The following is a 17141-nucleotide window of genomic DNA, read 5'->3' as shown; positions in this document are numbered from 1 at the left end:
TTGGGGAGTAGGCGTCGGCGGACCGGATCGCCCCTCCGGTTGACCCGGGCACCTTTCGTCCTTGCCTACGCTGGGTTACGTGCAGCGCCTCTATGATTTTCTCCGCAGGCACCCGACGGGCGTCGACAGCTTCTGGGCTGTGATGCTCTTCGGGTTCTCCATGCTGTGGGTCGTCCAGGAGCACGTCGGGGTCGAGCCGCGGATCGCGCCCGCCGTCGTCGTGCTCCTCCTCTGCCTTGCCGTGGCGCTGCGCCGCCGCATGCCGGAGAGGATGCTGCTGCTGGTCGCGGGGATCGGCGTCGCCCAGCTGGTGCTGGACGTCGGGCCGAACCCGGCGGACTTCGCGATGCTCGTGCTGATCTACACCGTCGCCGCGCACGACGGGCCGCGCTGGGCTTCCCACCTCGCGCTCGCCGGCGGGCTGTCCGCCGCGACGCTCGCCCAGATCCGCTGGCCCGAGCCGGGCATGAGCGCGGGCGGGAAGATCTTCTTCACGGTGGTCATGACGGTCCCGTTCGCCCTCGCCTGGGTGCTCGGCGACTCCCTGCGCACCCGCCGCGCGTACTTCGCCCAGCTCGAGGAGCGTGCCTCCCGGCTGGAGAAGGAGCGCGAGGCGCAGTCCAAGGTCGCCGTCGCGGCGGAGCGCGCCCGGATCGCACGCGAACTCCACGACGTCGTCGCGCACAACGTCTCGGTGATGGTCGTGCAGGCCGACGGCGCCGCCTACGTGCTGGACGCCGCGCCCGACCAGGCACGGCAGGCCCTGGAGACGATCTCCTCCACCGGCCGCCAGGCGCTCGCCGAGATGCGCCGGCTGCTGGGCGTCCTGCGCACCGGCGACGCCCCGGAGAGCGGGGAGTACGTACCGCAGCCGGACGTCGAGCAGATCAAGGAACTGGTGGAGCAGGTCCGCGGGGCGGGCCTGACCATCGACTTCCGGATCGAGGGCACCCCGCGCCCGCTGCCGAGCGGCGTGGAGCTCACCGCCTACCGGATCGTCCAGGAGGCGCTCACCAACACGCGCAAGCACGGCGGCCCGGACGCCGGGGCGAGCGTCCGGCTGGTCTACTTCGACGACGGCCTCGGGCTGCTCGTCGAGGACGACGGCCGGGGTGCGGCCCACGAGCTGTACGAGGACGGCGGCGCGGACGGCAAGGGCCACGGACTCATCGGCATGCGGGAGCGCGTCGGCATGGTCGGCGGCACGCTCGACGCCGGTCCGCGGCCGGGCGGAGGATTCCGGATCAGCGCACTGCTGCCCCTCAAATCGGCCCACTAGCCTGCCGTCACCGGCCCCGCCGGCCGTACCCCGCCCGTCCCTTCGTGCCCCGCCCGTACCCCTCCCGCCCCGGCCCACAAGACAAGGACCCCGCCCATGACCATCCGCGTGATGCTCGTCGACGACCAGGTGCTGCTGCGCACCGGCTTCCGGATGGTGCTCGCCGCCCAGCCCGACATGGAGGTCGTCGCCGAGGCCGGTGACGGGGCAGAGGCCATCGAGATCCTCCGCTCCACGGCCGTCGACGTGGTGCTGATGGACGTCCGCATGCCCCGGCTCGACGGGGTGGAGGCGACCGGCCGGATCTGCGCCCAGCCCGATCCGCCGAAGGTGCTGATCCTGACCACCTTCGACCTCGACGAGTACGCCTTCTCGGGGCTCAAGGCGGGCGCCAGCGGCTTCATGCTGAAGGACGTGCCGCCGGCCGAACTGCTCGGCGCCATCCGCTCCGTGCACAGCGGCGACGCGGTGGTCGCCCCGTCCACGACGCGCCGGCTGCTCGACCGCTTCTCGCCGATGCTGCCGTCCCACGGGAAGGAGCCGCAGCAGAAGGAGCTGGAACGGCTCACCGACCGGGAGCGCGAGGTCATGATGCTCGTGGCGCAGGGCCTGTCGAACGGCGAGATCGCCGCCCGGCTGGTGCTGTCCGAGGCCACGGTGAAGACCCATGTGGGCCGCATCCTCACCAAGCTCGGCCTGCGCGACCGGGTGCAGGTCGTGGTGCTCGCCTACGAGAGCGGTCTGGTCCGCGCGGGCGGCGGCGCCGCGTCATGACCGTCGTACTCCTGCGGACCGACGGCCGGCTCGGCGGCGGGACGCAGACCGCGTAGGAGCCACTGCGGCGGGGCGTACCGGGTGGTTCCGGCCACGCCCAGGGGACCCGCTTCAGCGCAGCACCGTCTCCAGGAAGTCGCTTCCCAGCCGTGCCACCACCGCCACGTCCAACTGGTGCAGGACGTACCGGCCGCGCCGTCGCGTCGTGACCAGTCCGGCCCGCTTGAGCACCGACAGATGCCGGGAGACCTCCGGCGCGGTGATGCCGTGGGTCTCGGCGAGCTCGCCGGTGGTGTACGAGGCCCGGCCCAGGTTCCGGCAGAGCCGCATGCGCAGGGGGTGGGCCAGTGCCTCCATCCGGCGCTGGAGGATCTCGACGGACGCGGGGCCGGGCAGGTCGGGTGCTCCCACCGGATAGGCGATGGCGGGCCGCCAGCCCGGGGCGTACAGCACCGTCAGATGCGGCCAGCCGAAGTGGGACGGCAAGAGGGTCAGGCCGGGCCCGACGGCGGGGTCGACCGCGGTCGTCCTCCCGTCGCTCAGCTTGTCCGCGCAGATCCGGCCCCGCTCCTCGTCGAAGGAGAGCGCGGGCGACACGTCGCGCAGCGCGTCGCCGAGGCCCTTGCGGCGCAGCAGCTCCGTCTTGTGCCGGGCGTCGGCGGCCAGCCCCGGTCCCACCCGGCGCCAGGTGTCTGCGAAGAACGCCTGGTCGCAGTCCTCGAACAGCCGTCGCAGCCAGGCCCGTACGGCCCCGGGGTCGTCGAGGATGCGGCGGGCGAAGCCCAGCTGCCTGGGCCCGCGGGAAGCGGCGAGCTCGAGGGCGCGCCCGGATTCGATCATGGCGCCCGTGGTGTACGAGCGGGAGCAGGTGAACTCCATCGCGGCCATCAGGAACCGCTCCTCGTCGAGCCGGTCCAGCAGGTCCAGCTCCTCGGCGAGCGTCGCGCCGGTGCGGCCGTCGCCGCCGCGGATGCCGGAGAACGGCATCAGTACGTCCGAGAAGGTCGACGTCCAGAGGAAGTCGGCCTCGTGCAGCCGGTCGGCCAGGTCCGGCTTCAATCCGGCGGCGGTCGCCGTCGCCCAGCCGTGCAGTCCCGGATGGTGCCCCGGTTCGGCCAGGGCGTGCAGGGCCATGCCCAGCTCGGCGAGCGGCGACGGCTCGAAGACGATGCGTTCGGGCGGGAGGCCCGCGATGTCGATGGTGACGGTCACGGTCCCCATGGTGCGCGGTGCGGGACGGTGCCTGTCGTCCGGTTGACGGTCCTCGTCAATCGACGCGCGGCGGGCGCCGGAGGGGGCTGTACCGGCCCGAAGCGCACGGGCACCGTACGGCGCCACCTGCTCGACGGCTCTCGCGCGGCCGGGCACGGCGAGGTGCCGCCCCTTCCCGGCCGGTACGGCCCGGTCGTTCCCCGTACGCGCTCGCGCGTACGGGCGGCGTCGCCCCTCGCGAGCCTCGGCCGGCACCGAGCGGGTCGGCCGAGCACGGCCCGGCCTCCCCGCGCGGACGGCGCGCGTCGAGGGATTCCAGAGGCGTGGTGCGGCGCAGGAGCGGGCCGCCGGGGCCGCCGGCGCCCCGCCGTCAGCCGGGGCCCCCTTCGCCCCCGGTCCGTACCCGCGCCATGAAGTCCGCGAGGGCAGCCCTGACGTCGTCGGCGGTCCACGACAGCCCCGGCGCCGAGACGGTGACCTCCGTGACGCTGACGCCCGGAGGACCGGACGGGGCCGGGAACCAGCGTCGGAACAGGGTCACGCCCGTCTCCTCCGCCTGCCGCAGGCCCGCCTCGTCCAGCGCATCGGCGTCGAACGGGAGCCACACCTGGAACTGATGGGTGTGCGGCGGGTCCGGATGCACCCGGAACCAGGGCACGCCCGGCTCCTCCGCCAGACCCGTCGACAGCGCCGCCGCGACGGTCTTCGCATGAGCCACGTAGGACCGCAGTCTGGGCAGTTCCCGCTCCAGGCCGAGCAGAGCCGACAGCGCCGCCGGGTACTGCTGGAAGACCAGGCCGCCGTAGCGGTGGCGCCAGGCGCGTGCCTCTTCCACGAGGGACTCCGGCCCGGCCAGCACCGCGCCGGACAGGCCCGCGAGGGACTTGTAGAACGACACGTACACGCTGTCCGCGAGCCCGGCGATCTCGTCCAGTTCACGGCCGAAATGAGGGGCGCATTCCCAAAGTCGCGCGCCGTCGAAGTGCACCACCGCGTCCGACTCCCGTGCCGCCTCGACGACGTCCACCAGTTCGTCCCACTCCGGCAGCACGAATCCGGCGTCCCGCAGAGGCAGCTCCAGCATCAGCGTGCCGAACGGCTCGTCCAGACCGCGTATCTCGTCCGCCGTCGGCAGCCGCGGCTCCCGGGTCGGGTGGACGGTGCGCAGCCCGCCGACCGCCCCCAGCGCGCCCCGCTCGTGCACCTCGGGGTGGGCGAGCGGATGGAGCGCGACGGTCCGGTTGCCCGTGCGCCCGGCCCAGCAGCGCAGGGCCACCTGCTGCGCCATCGTGCCGGTGGGGAAGAACGCCGCGGCGGGAAACCCGAGCAGCGCGGCCACGCGTCCTTCCAGCGCGGCGACGACCCCGTCGCCGTAGAGGTCCACGTGTTCGTCCAGGTCGTGGACCGCACCCGCGTCGGCCGCCAGCGCCGCGAGCCGCTCGCCGAGCCGGCCGTCCGCGGAGCCGCGCCACAGCAGCCGGTCGGAGGCCCGCCAGGCAGTCAGCCTGCGGCGGCGTCCCTCCTCCTCGCTCCGGTCCGTGCGCCGTTCCGAGTCACCGAGCGGGTCCGCGCCGGCAGCCCTCCCCGTGCCGGCGGTCGTCCCGCCGGCGTCGAAGGGCAGCGTCCGCTCCGCGTTCTGAGTCATGGTGCGATCATCGCCCATGGCGGACGGCCCCATGCCGTTGTCCACAGGTCCCTTCCGCCCGGGCCCGGTGCCGTCTCCACAGCCTGTGGACAAGCGGAAGGGTGCCGAAACGCTGGCGTAGCATGGCGAAGAATCGTCCGGTACCCCCTGCGGACTGGAACGGAAGGCCGCGCGTGAACGCACCATCGCCAGCAACACCACCGGCACAGGAGCCGGTCGACCCCAAGGACCGTCCGGCCCGCCTCACCGTGGGTGTCGTCGGTGCGGGCCGCGTCGGCCCCGCCCTCGCCGCGTCCCTCCGGCTCGCCGGCCACCGTCCCGTGGCCGTCTCCGGCGTCTCCGACGCCTCCGTGCGCCGGGCCGCCTCGATGCTGCCCGACGTGCCGGTGGTCCCCCCGGCGGAGGTGCTCGCGCGTGCCGAGCTGGTGCTGCTGACCGTTCCCGACGACGTGCTGCCCGGACTGGTCGAAGGCCTGGCCGAGACCGGCGCCGTGCGCCCCGGCCGGATTCTCGTCCACACCTCGGGGCGGTACGGCACGGCGGTGCTCGACCCCGCCCGCCGGGCCGGCGCGCTCCCGCTCGCCCTGCACCCCGCCATGACCTTCACGGGCACCTCCGTGGACGTCCAGCGGCTGGCCGGCTGCTCCTTCGGCGTCACCGCGCCCGAGGAGCTGAGGCTCGCCGCCGAGGCCCTCGTCATCGAGATGGGCGGGGAGCCCGAGTGGATCGAGGAGGCCGACCGGCCGCTGTACCACGCGGGCCTCGCCCTCGGCGCGAACCACCTGGTCACGCTGGTCGCCCAGGCCATGGAGCTGCTGCGCACCGCCGGGGTCTCCGCCCCCGACCGGATGCTCGGCCCGCTGCTCGGCGCCGCGCTCGACAACGCCCTGCGCTCCGGCGACGCCGCGCTGACCGGGCCGGTCTCCCGCGGTGACGCGGGGACGGTGGCCGCCCATGTGTCCGAACTGCGCAAGCACGCCCCGGGCATGGTCGCCGGGTATCTGGCCATGGCCCGCGCGACCGCGGACCGCGCCCTCGCGCACGGCCTGCTCAAGCCCGAGCTCGCCGAGGACCTGCTGGTCGTCCTGGCGGACGGCCCGGACGCCGGGGACGGCCGCGGCCGCGAGGACGGCCCGGACGACACCGCGGACGGGGAGAACGACCGATGATCACGCCCCTGCGCACCGCCGCGGAGCTCGACGCCCTCGCCCCGGCGGCCCCGGCCCGCCGCGCGGTGGTCATGACGATGGGCGCCCTCCACGACGGCCACGCCACCCTGATCCGCACGGCCCGTTCACTGGTCGGGCCGGAGGGCCAGGTCGTGGTCACGGTCTTCGTGAACCCCCTGCAGTTCGGCGCCGGCGAGGACCTCGACCGCTATCCGCGCACCCTCGAAGCGGACCTGAAGACCGCGGCGGAGGCGGGCGCCGACGCCGTGTTCGCCCCGCCGGTCGACGAGGTGTACCCGGGCGGCGAGCCCCAGGTCAGGATCACCGCCGGCCCCATGGGAGACGTCCTCGAAGGCGCCTCCCGGCCCGGTCACTTCGACGGCATGCTGACCGTCGTCGCCAAGCTGCTGCACCTGACCCGCCCCGACGTCGCGCTGTTCGGGCAGAAGGACGCCCAGCAGCTGGCCCTGATCCGCCGGATGGTCCGGGACCTGAACTTCCCGGTGGAGATCGTCGGCGTCCCGACCGTGCGGGAGCCGGACGGCCTCGCCCTCTCCAGCCGCAACCGCTACCTCTCGCCGGGGGAGCGCCACACCGCCCTCGCGCTGTCCCGGGCCCTCTTCGCGGCCCGGGACCGGCTCGCCGCACAGGTCGCCCTGCGCGCCAGGGCCGAGTCCTCGCCCGCCTCCAACGCCCGGGCCGCCGCGCTGTCCGCGCTCGGCGAGGCCCGGGCGGCCGCCGACGCCCACGCGGTCGCGGTCGCCCAGCCCGGCGGCGGTGCCGACGCCGTGCGGGCCGCGGCGCGCGCCGTCCTCGACGAGGCCGCCAAGTCCTCGACGCCACTCGTCCTCGACTATCTCGCCCTGGTCGACCCGGCCGACTTCTCCGAGGCCGCCGACGACCACACCGGCGAAGCGATCATGGCCGTCGCCGCGCGGGTCGGCACGACCCGGCTGATCGACAACATCCCCCTGACCTTCGGAGCCGCCTCGTGACGAGCACCGGTATACGGCTGAACGCCCCGGCCCCCGGCTGGGCCATCGACGCGGACGTCGTCGTGGTCGGTTCGGGCGTCGCGGGCCTCACGGCGGCGCTCCGCTGCACGGCCGAGGGCCTGCGCACCGTCGTGGTCACCAAGGCGCTCCTGGACGACGGCTCCACCCGCTGGGCCCAGGGCGGCATCGCCGCGGCGCTCGGCGAAGGCGACACCCCCGGGCAGCATCGCGACGACACCCTCGTCGCGGGTGCCGGGCTGTGCGACGAGGAAGCCGTGCGCACGCTCGTCACCGAGGGCCCGGACGCGGTGCGGAGGCTGATCGCGACCGGGGCGCGGTTCGACACCGACGACTCGGGCGACATCGCGCTGACCCGCGAGGGAGGCCACCACCGCCGCCGTATCGCCCACGCGGGGGGCGACGCCACGGGCGCCGAGATCTCCCGCGCGCTGGTCACGGCGATACGCGACGGCGCCGTCCGCGTCATCGAGCACGCCCTGGTGCTCGACCTGCTGACGGACGAAAAGGGCCGTACCGCCGGCATCACGCTGCACGTCATGGGCGAGGGCCAGCACGACGGCGTCGGCGCGGTGCACGCGCCGGCGGTCGTCCTGGCGACCGGCGGCATGGGCCAGGTCTTCTCCGCCACCACCAATCCTCCGGTGTCCACCGGCGACGGCGTCGCGCTCGCGCTGCGCGCCGGCGCCGAGGTGAGCGACCTCGAGTTCGTCCAGTTCCACCCGACCGTCCTCTGGCTCGGCCCGGACTCCGAGGGCCAGCAGCCGCTGGTCTCCGAGGCGGTGCGGGGCGAGGGCGCCCATCTCGTCGACGCGTCCGGCACCCGCTTCATGGTCGGACAGCACGAACTCGCCGAACTCGCCCCCCGCGACATCGTGGCCAAGGGCATCATGCGCCGCATGCAGGAGCAGGGCGCGGACCACATGCTCCTGGACGCCCGCCACTTCGGCGCCGAGATGTGGGAGAACCGGTTCCCCACCATCCTCGCCGCCTGCCGCGCCCACGGCATCGATCCGGTCACCGAACCGATCCCGGTCGCCCCGGCCGCCCACTACGCCTCGGGCGGCGTCCGCACCGACCTCCACGGCCGTACGACCGTTCCCGGCCTGTACGCCTGCGGCGAGGTCGCCTGCACCGGCGTCCACGGCGCCAACCGGCTGGCCTCCAACTCCCTCCTGGAGGGCCTCGTCTTCGCGGAACGCATCGCGAGGACGGTCGCGGAGACGCACGCGGCCGGGGCGGCGGCCGATTCCGTCCGGCCGGCGGGCCCGGCGGCCGTTGCGGACGCCCGGCCGGCCGGACGGACCGGAGCTCCGGCGGAGGGCGGCTCCCGCGGCCCGGTACCGCTTCTCGTGCCCGAGGCCCGGCGCGAGATCCAGCGGATCATGACGAACGGCGCCGGAGTGCTGCGCTCCGCGGCGAGCCTGGACGAGGCGGCGGAGGCGCTGGAGGCGCTGCACCTGTCCGCGCTGCACGACGCCGAGGAGTTCGACAAGGCCGCCGAGCCGGGCGTCGAGTCCTGGGAGGCCACCAACCTGCTGCTCGTCGCCCGCGTCCTGGTCGCCGCCGCCCACGAGCGGACGGAGACGCGCGGCTGCCACTGGCGCGAGGACCACCCCGGGCGGGACGACGCCGGGTGGCGCCGTCATATCGTCGTGCGCCTCACCCCCGACCGCCGCCTCGTCGTACGCCGCACGCCGAGCGAGGCGTTCCCGCCCGTCCGTCCCACGTCCGTCCCCACCCCCACCGCCGACAGGGAGCCGCAACCGTGAGCACGCCCGAAGAACGTCCGGAGCCCGTGGACGTCCCGCTGATCCAGATCGGCGCCCGCGCCGCCGAAGAGCAGGGCTGCGGCGACGACTGCGGCTGCGGCGACGAGGTGTACGAGTGCGGCCTCGACCCCGCCCTCGCCGAACTCCTTGCCGAGGCCGGCCTGGACCCCGTGCAGGTCGAGGACATCGCGCACCTCGCCATCGAGGAGGACCTCGACGGCGGCGTCGACGTGACGACGGTCGCCACCGTCCCCGAGGACGCGGTCGCCACCGGTGACTTCACCGCCCGCGAGGCCGGCGTCGTCTCGGGCCTGCGCATCGCCGAGGCGGTCCTCTCGATCGTCTGCACCGACGAGTTCGAGGTCGAGCGGCACGTCGAGGACGGCGACCGCGTCGAGCCGGGGCAGAAGCTCCTCTCCGTCACCGCCCGCACCCGGGACCTGCTCACCGGCGAGCGCAGCGCCCTGAACCTGCTGTGCCGCCTCTCGGGCATCGCCACGGCCACCCGCGCCTGGGCCGACACGCTCGAAGGCACGGGTGCGCGCGTGCGCGACACCCGCAAGACGACCCCGGGCCTGCGCGCCCTGGAGAAGTACGCGGTGCGCTGCGGCGGCGGCGTCAACCACCGCATGTCGCTGTCGGACGCGGCCCTCGTCAAGGACAACCACGTGATCGCCGCGGGCGGCGTGGCCCAGGCGTTCAAGGCCGTTCGGGAGACCCTGGCCGAGCTGGGCACCCCGGACCTGCCCGTCGAGGTCGAGGTGGACACCCTCCACCAGGTCCGCGAGGTCCTGGACGCGGGCGCCGACCTGATCCTGCTGGACAACTTCACTCCGGTGGAGACCGCCGAGGCCGTCGCGATCGTCGACAGGCGCGCGGTCCTGGAGTCCTCCGGCCGGCTCACCCTGGCGAACGCCCGTGCCTACGCCGAGACGGGCGTGGACTACCTCGCGGTCGGAGCGCTCACCCACTCCTCCGCGATCCTCGACATCGGTCTCGACCTGCGAGAGGCCGAGGTCTGATCCGATGCTGCTCACCATCGACGTCGGCAACACCCACACCGTCCTCGGCCTCTTCGACGGCGAGGACATCGTCGAGCACTGGCGCGTCTCCACCGACCCGCGCCGTACGGCCGACGAACTGGCCGTGCTCCTCAACGGCCTGATGGGCATGCACCCGCTGCTCGGCGAGGAACTGGGCGACGGCATCGAGGGCATCGCGATCTGCGCCACCGTGCCGTCCGTGCTCCACGAACTCCGCGAGGTGACCCGCCGCTACTACGGCGACGTGCCCGCCGTGCTCGTCGAGCCCGGCATCAAGACCGGCGTGCCGATCCTGATGGACAACCCGAAGGAGGTCGGCGCGGACCGCATCATCAACGCGGTCGCCGCCGTCGAGCTCTACGGGGGCCCGGCGATCGTCGTCGACTTCGGTACGGCGACGACCTTCGACGCCGTCAGCGCCCGCGGCGAGTACGCGGGCGGTGTCATCGCCCCCGGCATCGAGATCTCGGTCGAGGCCCTCGGCGTCAAGGGCGCCCAGCTCCGCAAGATCGAACTGGCCCGTCCGCGCAGCGTGATCGGCAAGAACACGGTCGAGGCCATGCAGGCGGGCATCGTCTACGGCTTCGCGGGCCAGGTCGACGGCGTCGTCCAGCGCATGAAGCGCGAGCTGGCCGACGACCCGGAGGACGTGACCGTGATCGCCACCGGCGGCCTGGCGCCGATGGTCCTCGGTGAGTCGTCCGCGATCGACGAGCACGAGCCCTGGCTGACGCTGATCGGCCTCCGCCTCGTCTACGAGCGGAACGTCTCCCGGATGTGACCCCGCGCCCGGTGCGCGGGCGCGCGGCCACGCGGTGGGCGTGCTCGGGAGCGCCGGGCGGAGTCCCCGCTTCCCGTCGCGGCGGCCTGCGGTCGGCCTGAAGTCGGACCGCGGCGGGGCGGACACGCCGCCCGGGCCCGCGTATCCGTCCGTGGGCGCCGTCCGCAGGCGCGGTTGCCGGCAGGGCCATGCAGGCCCTCGCGTGAGGGTCCGCCGTGGGCGGCCCCCTGCGCGGCGCACCGCCCGCGGACAGCGGTGGGCGGCTCCCGCAGGTCCGGCCGTGCACGCCGTCGCGGCGCCGCCGTGCACGCCGCGCCGCAAATGGGGCGTTAAACGAATTTTGTCCGATTAGCGCGTATCGTCACCCCATGCCCACGCCATACGGATCCCGCGGCGGCATGGCGTTCAGCTCGGACGAACTGCGTGTGCTCCGCCGCGCTCTCGCCATCGCCCTCAACCCCGACCAGTCACGTCGTGCCGACCGGGCCGACGGCCCCGGCACGAACACCGCCCAGGAGTGCCTGCGGCTCGCACAGTCCGTGGACGAGGCCGTCCGCGAGGCGGGCCGGCTGCGGGCGTTCCTGCTCGCCGACCTGGCGCGGTACCGCAATGCCCTTCCCGGCTCCGCGAGCGGCTATCTGGAGCTCCTCCAGGACGCCCTCGCGGCCGGTCACGACCCCGCTCCCGAGGATCTCGCGGCCCTTCGCTCCCTGCGCCGCACGCCGCTCTCCGCGGCCCTCCTGGAGCGCTGCCAGGGCCTCGCCGAGGAGTCCGTACGGGCCCGGCTTGCCGACCGGGCCGCCGCCCGGACGGCCGTGCCGACCCCGGCGCGCGTGCGGCTGCACGCCCTGCCCGGCGGCCGCGCCGCGGCCGGGGACAAGCAGGAGCCGCGTCCGGCGTCCCCGAAGCCCGGCCGCCCGGCCCCCCGCCCTGACCGTCCCATCCCCACCCCGGGCGAGGTCTTCCCGCCACGCCGCCGTCCGGCGCCCCCGCCGGAGAAGCGGGCCGCCGGATAGCTACTCTGGAGGGCATGGACTACGTATCCGCGCTCCTGCCCCCGGTCGTGATGGCCGCGTTCTTCACCGCCCTCGTCGTCACGATCGTGAAGAGCCAGGGCGGCCCGAACAAGGCCAAGGAGGACGCCGCGGTGGACGCGGCGATCGCCCGCGCGGAGGCCGCCGGCCGGCCCGCCCCGTCGGACCGGCCGACCGAGGCCTGAGGCCGTTCCGCACCGGCTGCCCCCAGGACGTACGGCTCATCGCGGCCGTACGTCCTTTTTCGTACCCGAAGTACGTCAATAGCCAGCCATTACGACATCTCCGACTATGGTGGCGATGTGCCCCGTCAATTGGGAGAGCTCGAAGACGCCGTCATGACGCGCATCTGGCAATGGAACCGCCCGGTGACGGTGCGCGAAGTGCTGGAAGATCTCCAGCAGGAACGGTCCATCGCCTACACCACGGTCATGACCGTAATGGACAATCTCCATCAGAAGGGCTGGGTGCGCAGGGAAGTCGAAGGCCGCGCCTATCGATATACCGCGGTCTCCACCCGGGCCGCCTACTCCGCCGCACTGATGAACGAAGGCTGGTCGAAGAGCGACAACCCCGCCGCGGCCCTTGTCGCCTTCTTCGGCATGATGTCGCCGGAGCAGCGCCAGGCGCTGCGGGACGCGATCCGCGTCGTGCAGCGCGACCCGGCGGAAGAGGCGCGGGAACCGGAAGGGGAAGGCCCTTCTCGGCGAGCGGCGGAAGGTTCTCCCGAACAGGACGCCGAGGGCGCCGGAGGCGCGGACGGGGCGGGGCGATAGCGTCCGGCCATGACGTCAGCGCAGTCGCTTCCCAATGCCGCAGCAAATGCCGTCACGGTCCGCCGGGCCAGGACCGGCGATGTGCCGGCCGTGCGCCGCCTCGTGGATCCGTACGTGAGCGAAGGCATCCTGCTCGACAAAGCGACCGTGACGCTTTACGAGGACATCCAGGAGTTCTGGGTGGCGGAACGCGACTCCGACGCCAAGGTGGTCGGTTGCGGCGCCCTCCACGTGATGTGGGAAGACCTCGCGGAAGTCCGCACTCTCGCGGTGGACCCCCAGTTCAGGGGCGGGGGCGTGGGCCATCATGTGCTGGACAAGCTGCTGCACACCGCCCGCTGGCTGGGTGTGCGGCGGGTATTCTGCCTGACCTTCGAAGTCGACTTCTTCGCGAAGCACGGGTTCGTGGAGATCGGTGAGACCCCGGTCGACGGAGATGTCTACAGCGAGCTGCTGCGTTCCTATGACGAGGGTGTCGCCGAGTTCCTCGGTCTCGAACGGGTGAAGCCGAACACCTTGGGTAACAGCCGGATGCTTCTGCACCTGTGATCCCGCTTCGGCGGCAAGCGGAAGCGGGACTCGTCCCGGCACTGAACCTCTATGTCCGAATCGCGTACGTTTCCCGCGTTCCCCGGGTTCTGAACCTCTGCCGAGGGTTTGTGTTTTCCAGAGAAAAGCGGTTTCCTTTCCGCGTACTGCATTTTCGATGAAAGGAAATCCGGTGGCACAGAAGGTTCAGGTCCTTCTTGTCGACGACCTCGACGGCGGCGAGGCGGACGAGACCGTGACGTTCGCTCTGGACGGCAAGACCTACGAGATCGACCTCACCACCGCCAACGCGGACAAGCTCCGCGGTCTGCTCGAGCCGTACACCAAGGGCGGCCGGCGCACCGGTGGCCGTGCCACGACCGGCCGTGGAAAGGGCCGTGCCGCGTCCTCGACGGGCAGCAAGGACACCGCCGAGATCCGGAAGTGGGCGAAGGAGAACGGCTACAGCGTCAACGACCGCGGCCGCGTCCCCGCCGAGATCCGCGAGGCCTACGAGAAGGCCAACGGCTGAGCATTCGTGTGCGGCCCCGCCGCATACGTGCGCAGCAGACGGGCCCGGTGGCAGGCGTTCGCCGCCGCGTCCACGAGCCGTGCGAGGTCGGGGGTGCCCCCATCGCCCCCGGATCCGGCACCGACGCGCCCCACGGCGCCGAACGCCGGCAGTGACGGCTCCACCTCGCGCCCCGGCTTCGGGGGCCGCAGCCACACGGCGGCCCCCTGAGGCGCCCCGGCCGGGACGGCGCGCCCCGGGGGGACCGGGGCGGGCACGGACCCGCCCGGCCCGAGAGCGGTCAGCTCCAGGCCGATGCCGCCCCACTCGAGCCAGTCGAGCAGCCCCGGCAGTTCCTCGGCGCCGCCCGCGGCGACCAGGAGCAGAATTCTGCCGCCCGCCCTGGCGACCGGTCCGGTGCGCCCGAAACGCCTCAACAGAGCCGTCCCGGCGTCCTCCGGCAGCTCCAGCACGTCGAACCGCAGCCCGGTGATCAGCTGTACCGGTGGCCCTTCGGCCGTAGCCCAGCCAAGCTCGTTCTTGTACCACCTTGCGCTGCCGTCATCGAGCGGCAGGCGAGGTGCCGGGAGAGTGAAGGCCATGTTCCGGGAACTCCCGGGAGGACCCGGTGGTTACGCATCGTCGGGTTCCGGTCACCCCGAGTGGCGGGAGGAGGTCGTCAAGGCGTGTTCGAGGGCGCAAGGATGTTCGCCCGTAGCTGAGGGAACCGGCGCGCGCCGCATGGAGTGTCCGTCCATACGGGTAAGACATCCCTAGTGGGGACGGGTGAAACGCGGGCTCTGCGGTCTCACGTTCGCCATCGGCGTACTGATGGCGCGGGTAACTGCCTGGCCTGCGGGAACATCGTCTCGCACCATCGGGTTGGAGCATTTGTCGGCGTTCGGGGCAGGAGGCCACTGACGGGTGTCGGCAGTTGGAATGAGCGGTCCCCGCTTGCGGGACTAAGCTGCGGAAGGACAGGGAGGGGATCGACCCCTAACTGACTGACCGCTCTGAGGAGCGATTAACGATGTTCGAGAGGTTCACCGACCGCGCGCGGCGGGTTGTCGTCCTGGCTCAGGAAGAAGCCCGGATGCTCAACCACAACTACATCGGCACCGAGCACATCCTCCTGGGCCTTATCCACGAGGGTGAGGGTGTCGCCGCTAAGGCCCTGGAGAGCCTCGGGATTTCGCTCGAGGCGGTCCGCCAGCAGGTGGAGGAGATCATCGGCCAGGGCCAGCAGGCCCCGTCCGGGCACATCCCCTTCACCCCTCGTGCCAAGAAGGTCCTGGAGCTGTCGCTCCGGGAGGCTCTTCAGCTGGGCCACAACTACATCGGCACGGAGCACATCCTGCTCGGCCTGATCCGCGAGGGCGAGGGCGTCGCCGCCCAGGTCCTCGTGAAGCTGGGCGCCGATCTCAACCGGGTGCGGCAGCAGGTCATCCAGCTGCTCTCCGGTTACCAGGGCAAGGAGGCCGCCACCGCGGGCGGTCCGGCCGAGGGCACGCCCTCGACCTCCCTCGTCCTCGACCAGTTCGGCCGGAATCTCACCCAGGCGGCCCGCGAGTCCAAGCTCGACCCGGTCATCGGGCGCGAGAAGGAGATCGAGCGGGTCATGCAGGTGCTGTCCCGCCGTACCAAGAACAACCCGGTCCTCATCGGCGAGCCCGGCGTCGGCAAGACCGCCGTCGTCGAGGGCCTGGCGCAGGCCATCGTCAAGGGCGAGGTGCCCGAGACCCTCAAGGACAAGCACCTCTACACCCTCGACCTCGGCGCGCTGGTCGCCGGCTCCCGCTACCGCGGTGACTTCGAGGAGCGCCTGAAGAAGGTCCTCAAGGAGATCCGCACCCGCGGCGACATCATCCTGTTCATCGACGAGCTCCACACCCTGGTGGGTGCGGGTGCCGCCGAGGGCGCGATCGACGCCGCCTCCATCCTCAAGCCGATGCTGGCCCGGGGCGAGCTGCAGACCATCGGTGCGACGACGCTCGACGAGTACCGCAAGCACCTGGAGAAGGACGCGGCCCTGGAGCGCCGCTTCCAGCCCATCCAGGTCGCGGAGCCGTCGCTGCCGCACACCATCGAGATCCTCAAGGGTCTGCGCGACCGTTACGAGGCGCACCACCGGGTCTCCATCACCGACGAGGCGCTGGTTCAGGCCGCGACCCTGGCCGACCGGTACATCTCGGACCGCTTCCTGCCGGACAAGGCGATCGACCTGATCGACGAGGCCGGATCCCGGATGCGCATCCGCCGGATGACCGCCCCGCCGGACCTCCGCGAGTTCGACGAGAAGATCGCCGGTGTCCGCCGGGACAAGGAGTCCGCGATCGACTCCCAGGACTTCGAGAAGGCAGCCTCCCTCCGCGACAAGGAGAAGCAGCTGCTGGCGGCGAAGGCCAAGCGGGAGAAGGAGTGGAAGGCCGGCGACATGGACGTCGTCGCCGAGGTCGACGGCGAGCTGATCGCCGAGGTCCTCGCCACGGCCACCGGCATCCCGGTCTTCAAGCTGACGGAGGAGGAGTCCTCCCGTCTGCTCCGCATGGAGGACGAGCTCCACAAGCGCGTCATCGGCCAGAAGGACGCCATCAAGGCCCTGTCCCAGGCGATCCGGCGTACCCGCGCCGGCCTGAAGGACCCGAAGCGTCCCGGTGGTTCGTTCATCTTCGCCGGCCCGTCCGGCGTCGGTAAGACCGAGCTTTCCAAGACGCTGGCCGAGTTCCTCTTCGGCGACGAGGACGCGCTGATCTCCCTCGACATGTCGGAGTTCAGCGAGAAGCACACCGTCTCCCGCCTCTTCGGTTCCCCGCCCGGATACGTGGGCTACGAGGAGGGCGGCCAGCTCACCGAGAAGGTGCGCCGCAAGCCGTTCTCCGTCGTCCTGTTCGACGAGGTCGAGAAGGCCCACCCCGACATCTTCAACTCCCTGCTCCAGATCCTGGAGGACGGTCGTCTGACCGACTCCCAGGGCCGGGTCGTGGACTTCAAGAACACGGTCATCATCATGACGACCAACCTCGGGACCCGGGACATCTCCAAGGGCTTCAACCTGGGCTTCGCCGCCCAGGGCGACGTCAAGACCGGCTACGAGCGGATGAAGGCCAAGGTCAACGACGAGCTGAAGCAGCACTTCCGGCCGGAGTTCCTCAACCGTGTCGACGACACGGTCGTCTTCCACCAGCTCTCCCAGGAAGACATCATCCAGATCGTCGACCTGATGATCGCCAAGGTGGACGAGCGGCTGAAGGACCGCGACATGGGCATCGAGCTCAGCCAGGAGGCCAAGCTCCTGCTGGCGAAGAAGGGCTACGACCCGGTCCTGGGCGCCCGTCCGCTCCGCCGGACGATCCAGCGCGAGATCGAGGACCTGCTCTCCGAGAAGATCCTCTTCGGCGAGCTGCGTCCCGGTCACATCGTGGTGGTCGACACCGAGGGCGAGGGTGAGGAGAAGAAGTTCACCTTCCGCGGTGAGGAGAAGTCGGCGCTGCCGGACGTCCCGCCGATCGAGTCGGCGGCCGGCGGCAGCGGGCCGAACCTGTCGAAGGACGCCTGAGCGTTCTGACACGCGCCGAAGGGGCTGTCCCCGGACCCGAGGGTCCGG

The 17141-nt window shown here is 72.4% G+C and carries 16 protein-coding genes; 13 read left to right on the top strand and 3 right to left on the bottom strand.

All coding sequences use genetic code 11. The features are described 5' to 3' along the window. Positions 1-79: 79 nt before the first annotated feature. Entirely contained in the window at positions 80-1279 is a 1200-nt protein-coding gene (locus tag BLT82_RS31045; protein WP_093660871.1) for a sensor histidine kinase, read from the top strand. Positions 1280-1375: 96 nt separating this feature from the next. Next, positions 1376-2053, top strand: coding sequence for a response regulator transcription factor (locus BLT82_RS31040; protein ID WP_093660869.1), 678 nt, complete (start codon positions 1376-1378; stop codon positions 2051-2053). A gap of 111 nt (positions 2054-2164) precedes the next feature. On the opposite strand, the gene BLT82_RS31035 is transcribed toward BLT82_RS31040, so the two are convergent. Together BLT82_RS31035 and BLT82_RS31030 are read right to left on the bottom strand one after the other, a co-directional pair. After that, a complete protein-coding gene (locus tag BLT82_RS31035) occupies positions 2165-3274 on the bottom strand; it encodes a DUF5937 family protein (RefSeq protein WP_093660867.1) in 1110 nt (369 codons plus the stop codon). 361 nt (positions 3275-3635) lie between these two features. After that, a complete protein-coding gene (locus BLT82_RS31030) occupies positions 3636-4910 on the bottom strand; it encodes a threonine aldolase family protein (RefSeq protein WP_093661011.1) in 1275 nt (424 codons plus the stop codon). 122 nt (positions 4911-5032) lie between these two features. Here BLT82_RS31030 and BLT82_RS31025 point away from each other — a divergent pair, with 122 nt between their 5' ends. The 10 genes from BLT82_RS31025 (at position 5033) to BLT82_RS30980 (ending at position 13558) form a co-directional block, all read left to right on the top strand. Next, positions 5033-6079, top strand: a complete 1047-nt coding sequence (locus BLT82_RS31025; protein ID WP_404205588.1) for a Rossmann-like and DUF2520 domain-containing protein — start codon at positions 5033-5035, stop codon at positions 6077-6079. Then, positions 6076-7074 carry a pantoate--beta-alanine ligase gene (panC, locus tag BLT82_RS31020; protein ID WP_093660863.1) on the top strand — a complete coding sequence of 333 codons (999 nt, stop codon included), beginning with the start codon at positions 6076-6078 and terminating at the stop codon, positions 7072-7074. The genes BLT82_RS31025 and panC overlap by 4 nt, the downstream gene beginning before the upstream one ends. Beyond that, positions 7071-8864, top strand: coding sequence for an L-aspartate oxidase (locus BLT82_RS31015; protein ID WP_093660861.1), 1794 nt, complete (start codon positions 7071-7073; stop codon positions 8862-8864). Before panC ends, BLT82_RS31015 begins: the two co-directional genes overlap by 4 nt. Then, positions 8861-9886 carry a carboxylating nicotinate-nucleotide diphosphorylase gene (nadC, locus tag BLT82_RS31010; protein ID WP_093660859.1) on the top strand — a complete coding sequence of 342 codons (1026 nt, stop codon included), beginning with the start codon at positions 8861-8863 and terminating at the stop codon, positions 9884-9886. Before BLT82_RS31015 ends, nadC begins: the two co-directional genes overlap by 4 nt. 4 nt (positions 9887-9890) lie before the next feature. Continuing rightward, complete coding sequence (locus BLT82_RS31005; protein WP_017949716.1) at positions 9891-10688, top strand: type III pantothenate kinase; 798 nt, start codon at positions 9891-9893, stop codon at positions 10686-10688. 398 nt (positions 10689-11086) lie between these two features. Further along, entirely contained in the window at positions 11087-11704 is a 618-nt protein-coding gene (locus BLT82_RS31000; protein WP_093660857.1) for a hypothetical protein, read from the top strand. Between the two features lie 14 nt (positions 11705-11718). Further along, on the top strand, positions 11719-11907 hold the full coding sequence (locus BLT82_RS30995; protein WP_093660855.1) for a hypothetical protein: 189 nt from the start codon (positions 11719-11721) through the stop codon (positions 11905-11907). A gap of 117 nt (positions 11908-12024) precedes the next feature. Further along, a complete protein-coding gene (locus BLT82_RS30990) occupies positions 12025-12498 on the top strand; it encodes a BlaI/MecI/CopY family transcriptional regulator (RefSeq protein ID WP_093660853.1) in 474 nt (157 codons plus the stop codon). Positions 12499-12507: 9 nt separating this feature from the next. Then, positions 12508-13047, top strand: a complete 540-nt coding sequence (locus BLT82_RS30985) for an amino-acid N-acetyltransferase (protein WP_093660851.1) — start codon at positions 12508-12510, stop codon at positions 13045-13047. A gap of 172 nt (positions 13048-13219) precedes the next feature. Continuing rightward, positions 13220-13558 carry a histone-like nucleoid-structuring protein Lsr2 gene (locus BLT82_RS30980; RefSeq protein WP_093660849.1) on the top strand — a complete coding sequence of 113 codons (339 nt, stop codon included), beginning with the start codon at positions 13220-13222 and terminating at the stop codon, positions 13556-13558. Here BLT82_RS30980 and BLT82_RS30975 read toward each other — a convergent pair. Then, on the bottom strand, positions 13537-14139 hold the full coding sequence (locus BLT82_RS30975) for an SCO3374 family protein (protein ID WP_093660847.1): 603 nt from the start codon (positions 14137-14139) through the stop codon (positions 13537-13539). The two genes, BLT82_RS30980 and BLT82_RS30975, sit on opposite strands and share 22 nt — an antisense overlap. Before the next feature lie 428 nt (positions 14140-14567). Here BLT82_RS30975 and BLT82_RS30965 point away from each other — a divergent pair, with 428 nt between their 5' ends. Beyond that, positions 14568-17093: an ATP-dependent Clp protease ATP-binding subunit gene (locus BLT82_RS30965; protein WP_093660845.1), complete on the top strand. Its 2526-nt coding sequence runs from the start codon at positions 14568-14570 to the stop codon at positions 17091-17093. The last annotated feature ends 48 nt before the right edge of the window (positions 17094-17141 follow it).

This window comes from Streptomyces wuyuanensis (genome assembly GCF_900103455.1).
GTDB lineage: Bacteria > Actinomycetota > Actinomycetes > Streptomycetales > Streptomycetaceae > Streptomyces > Streptomyces wuyuanensis.
This window is presented reverse-complemented; position numbering and strand designations above follow the sequence as displayed.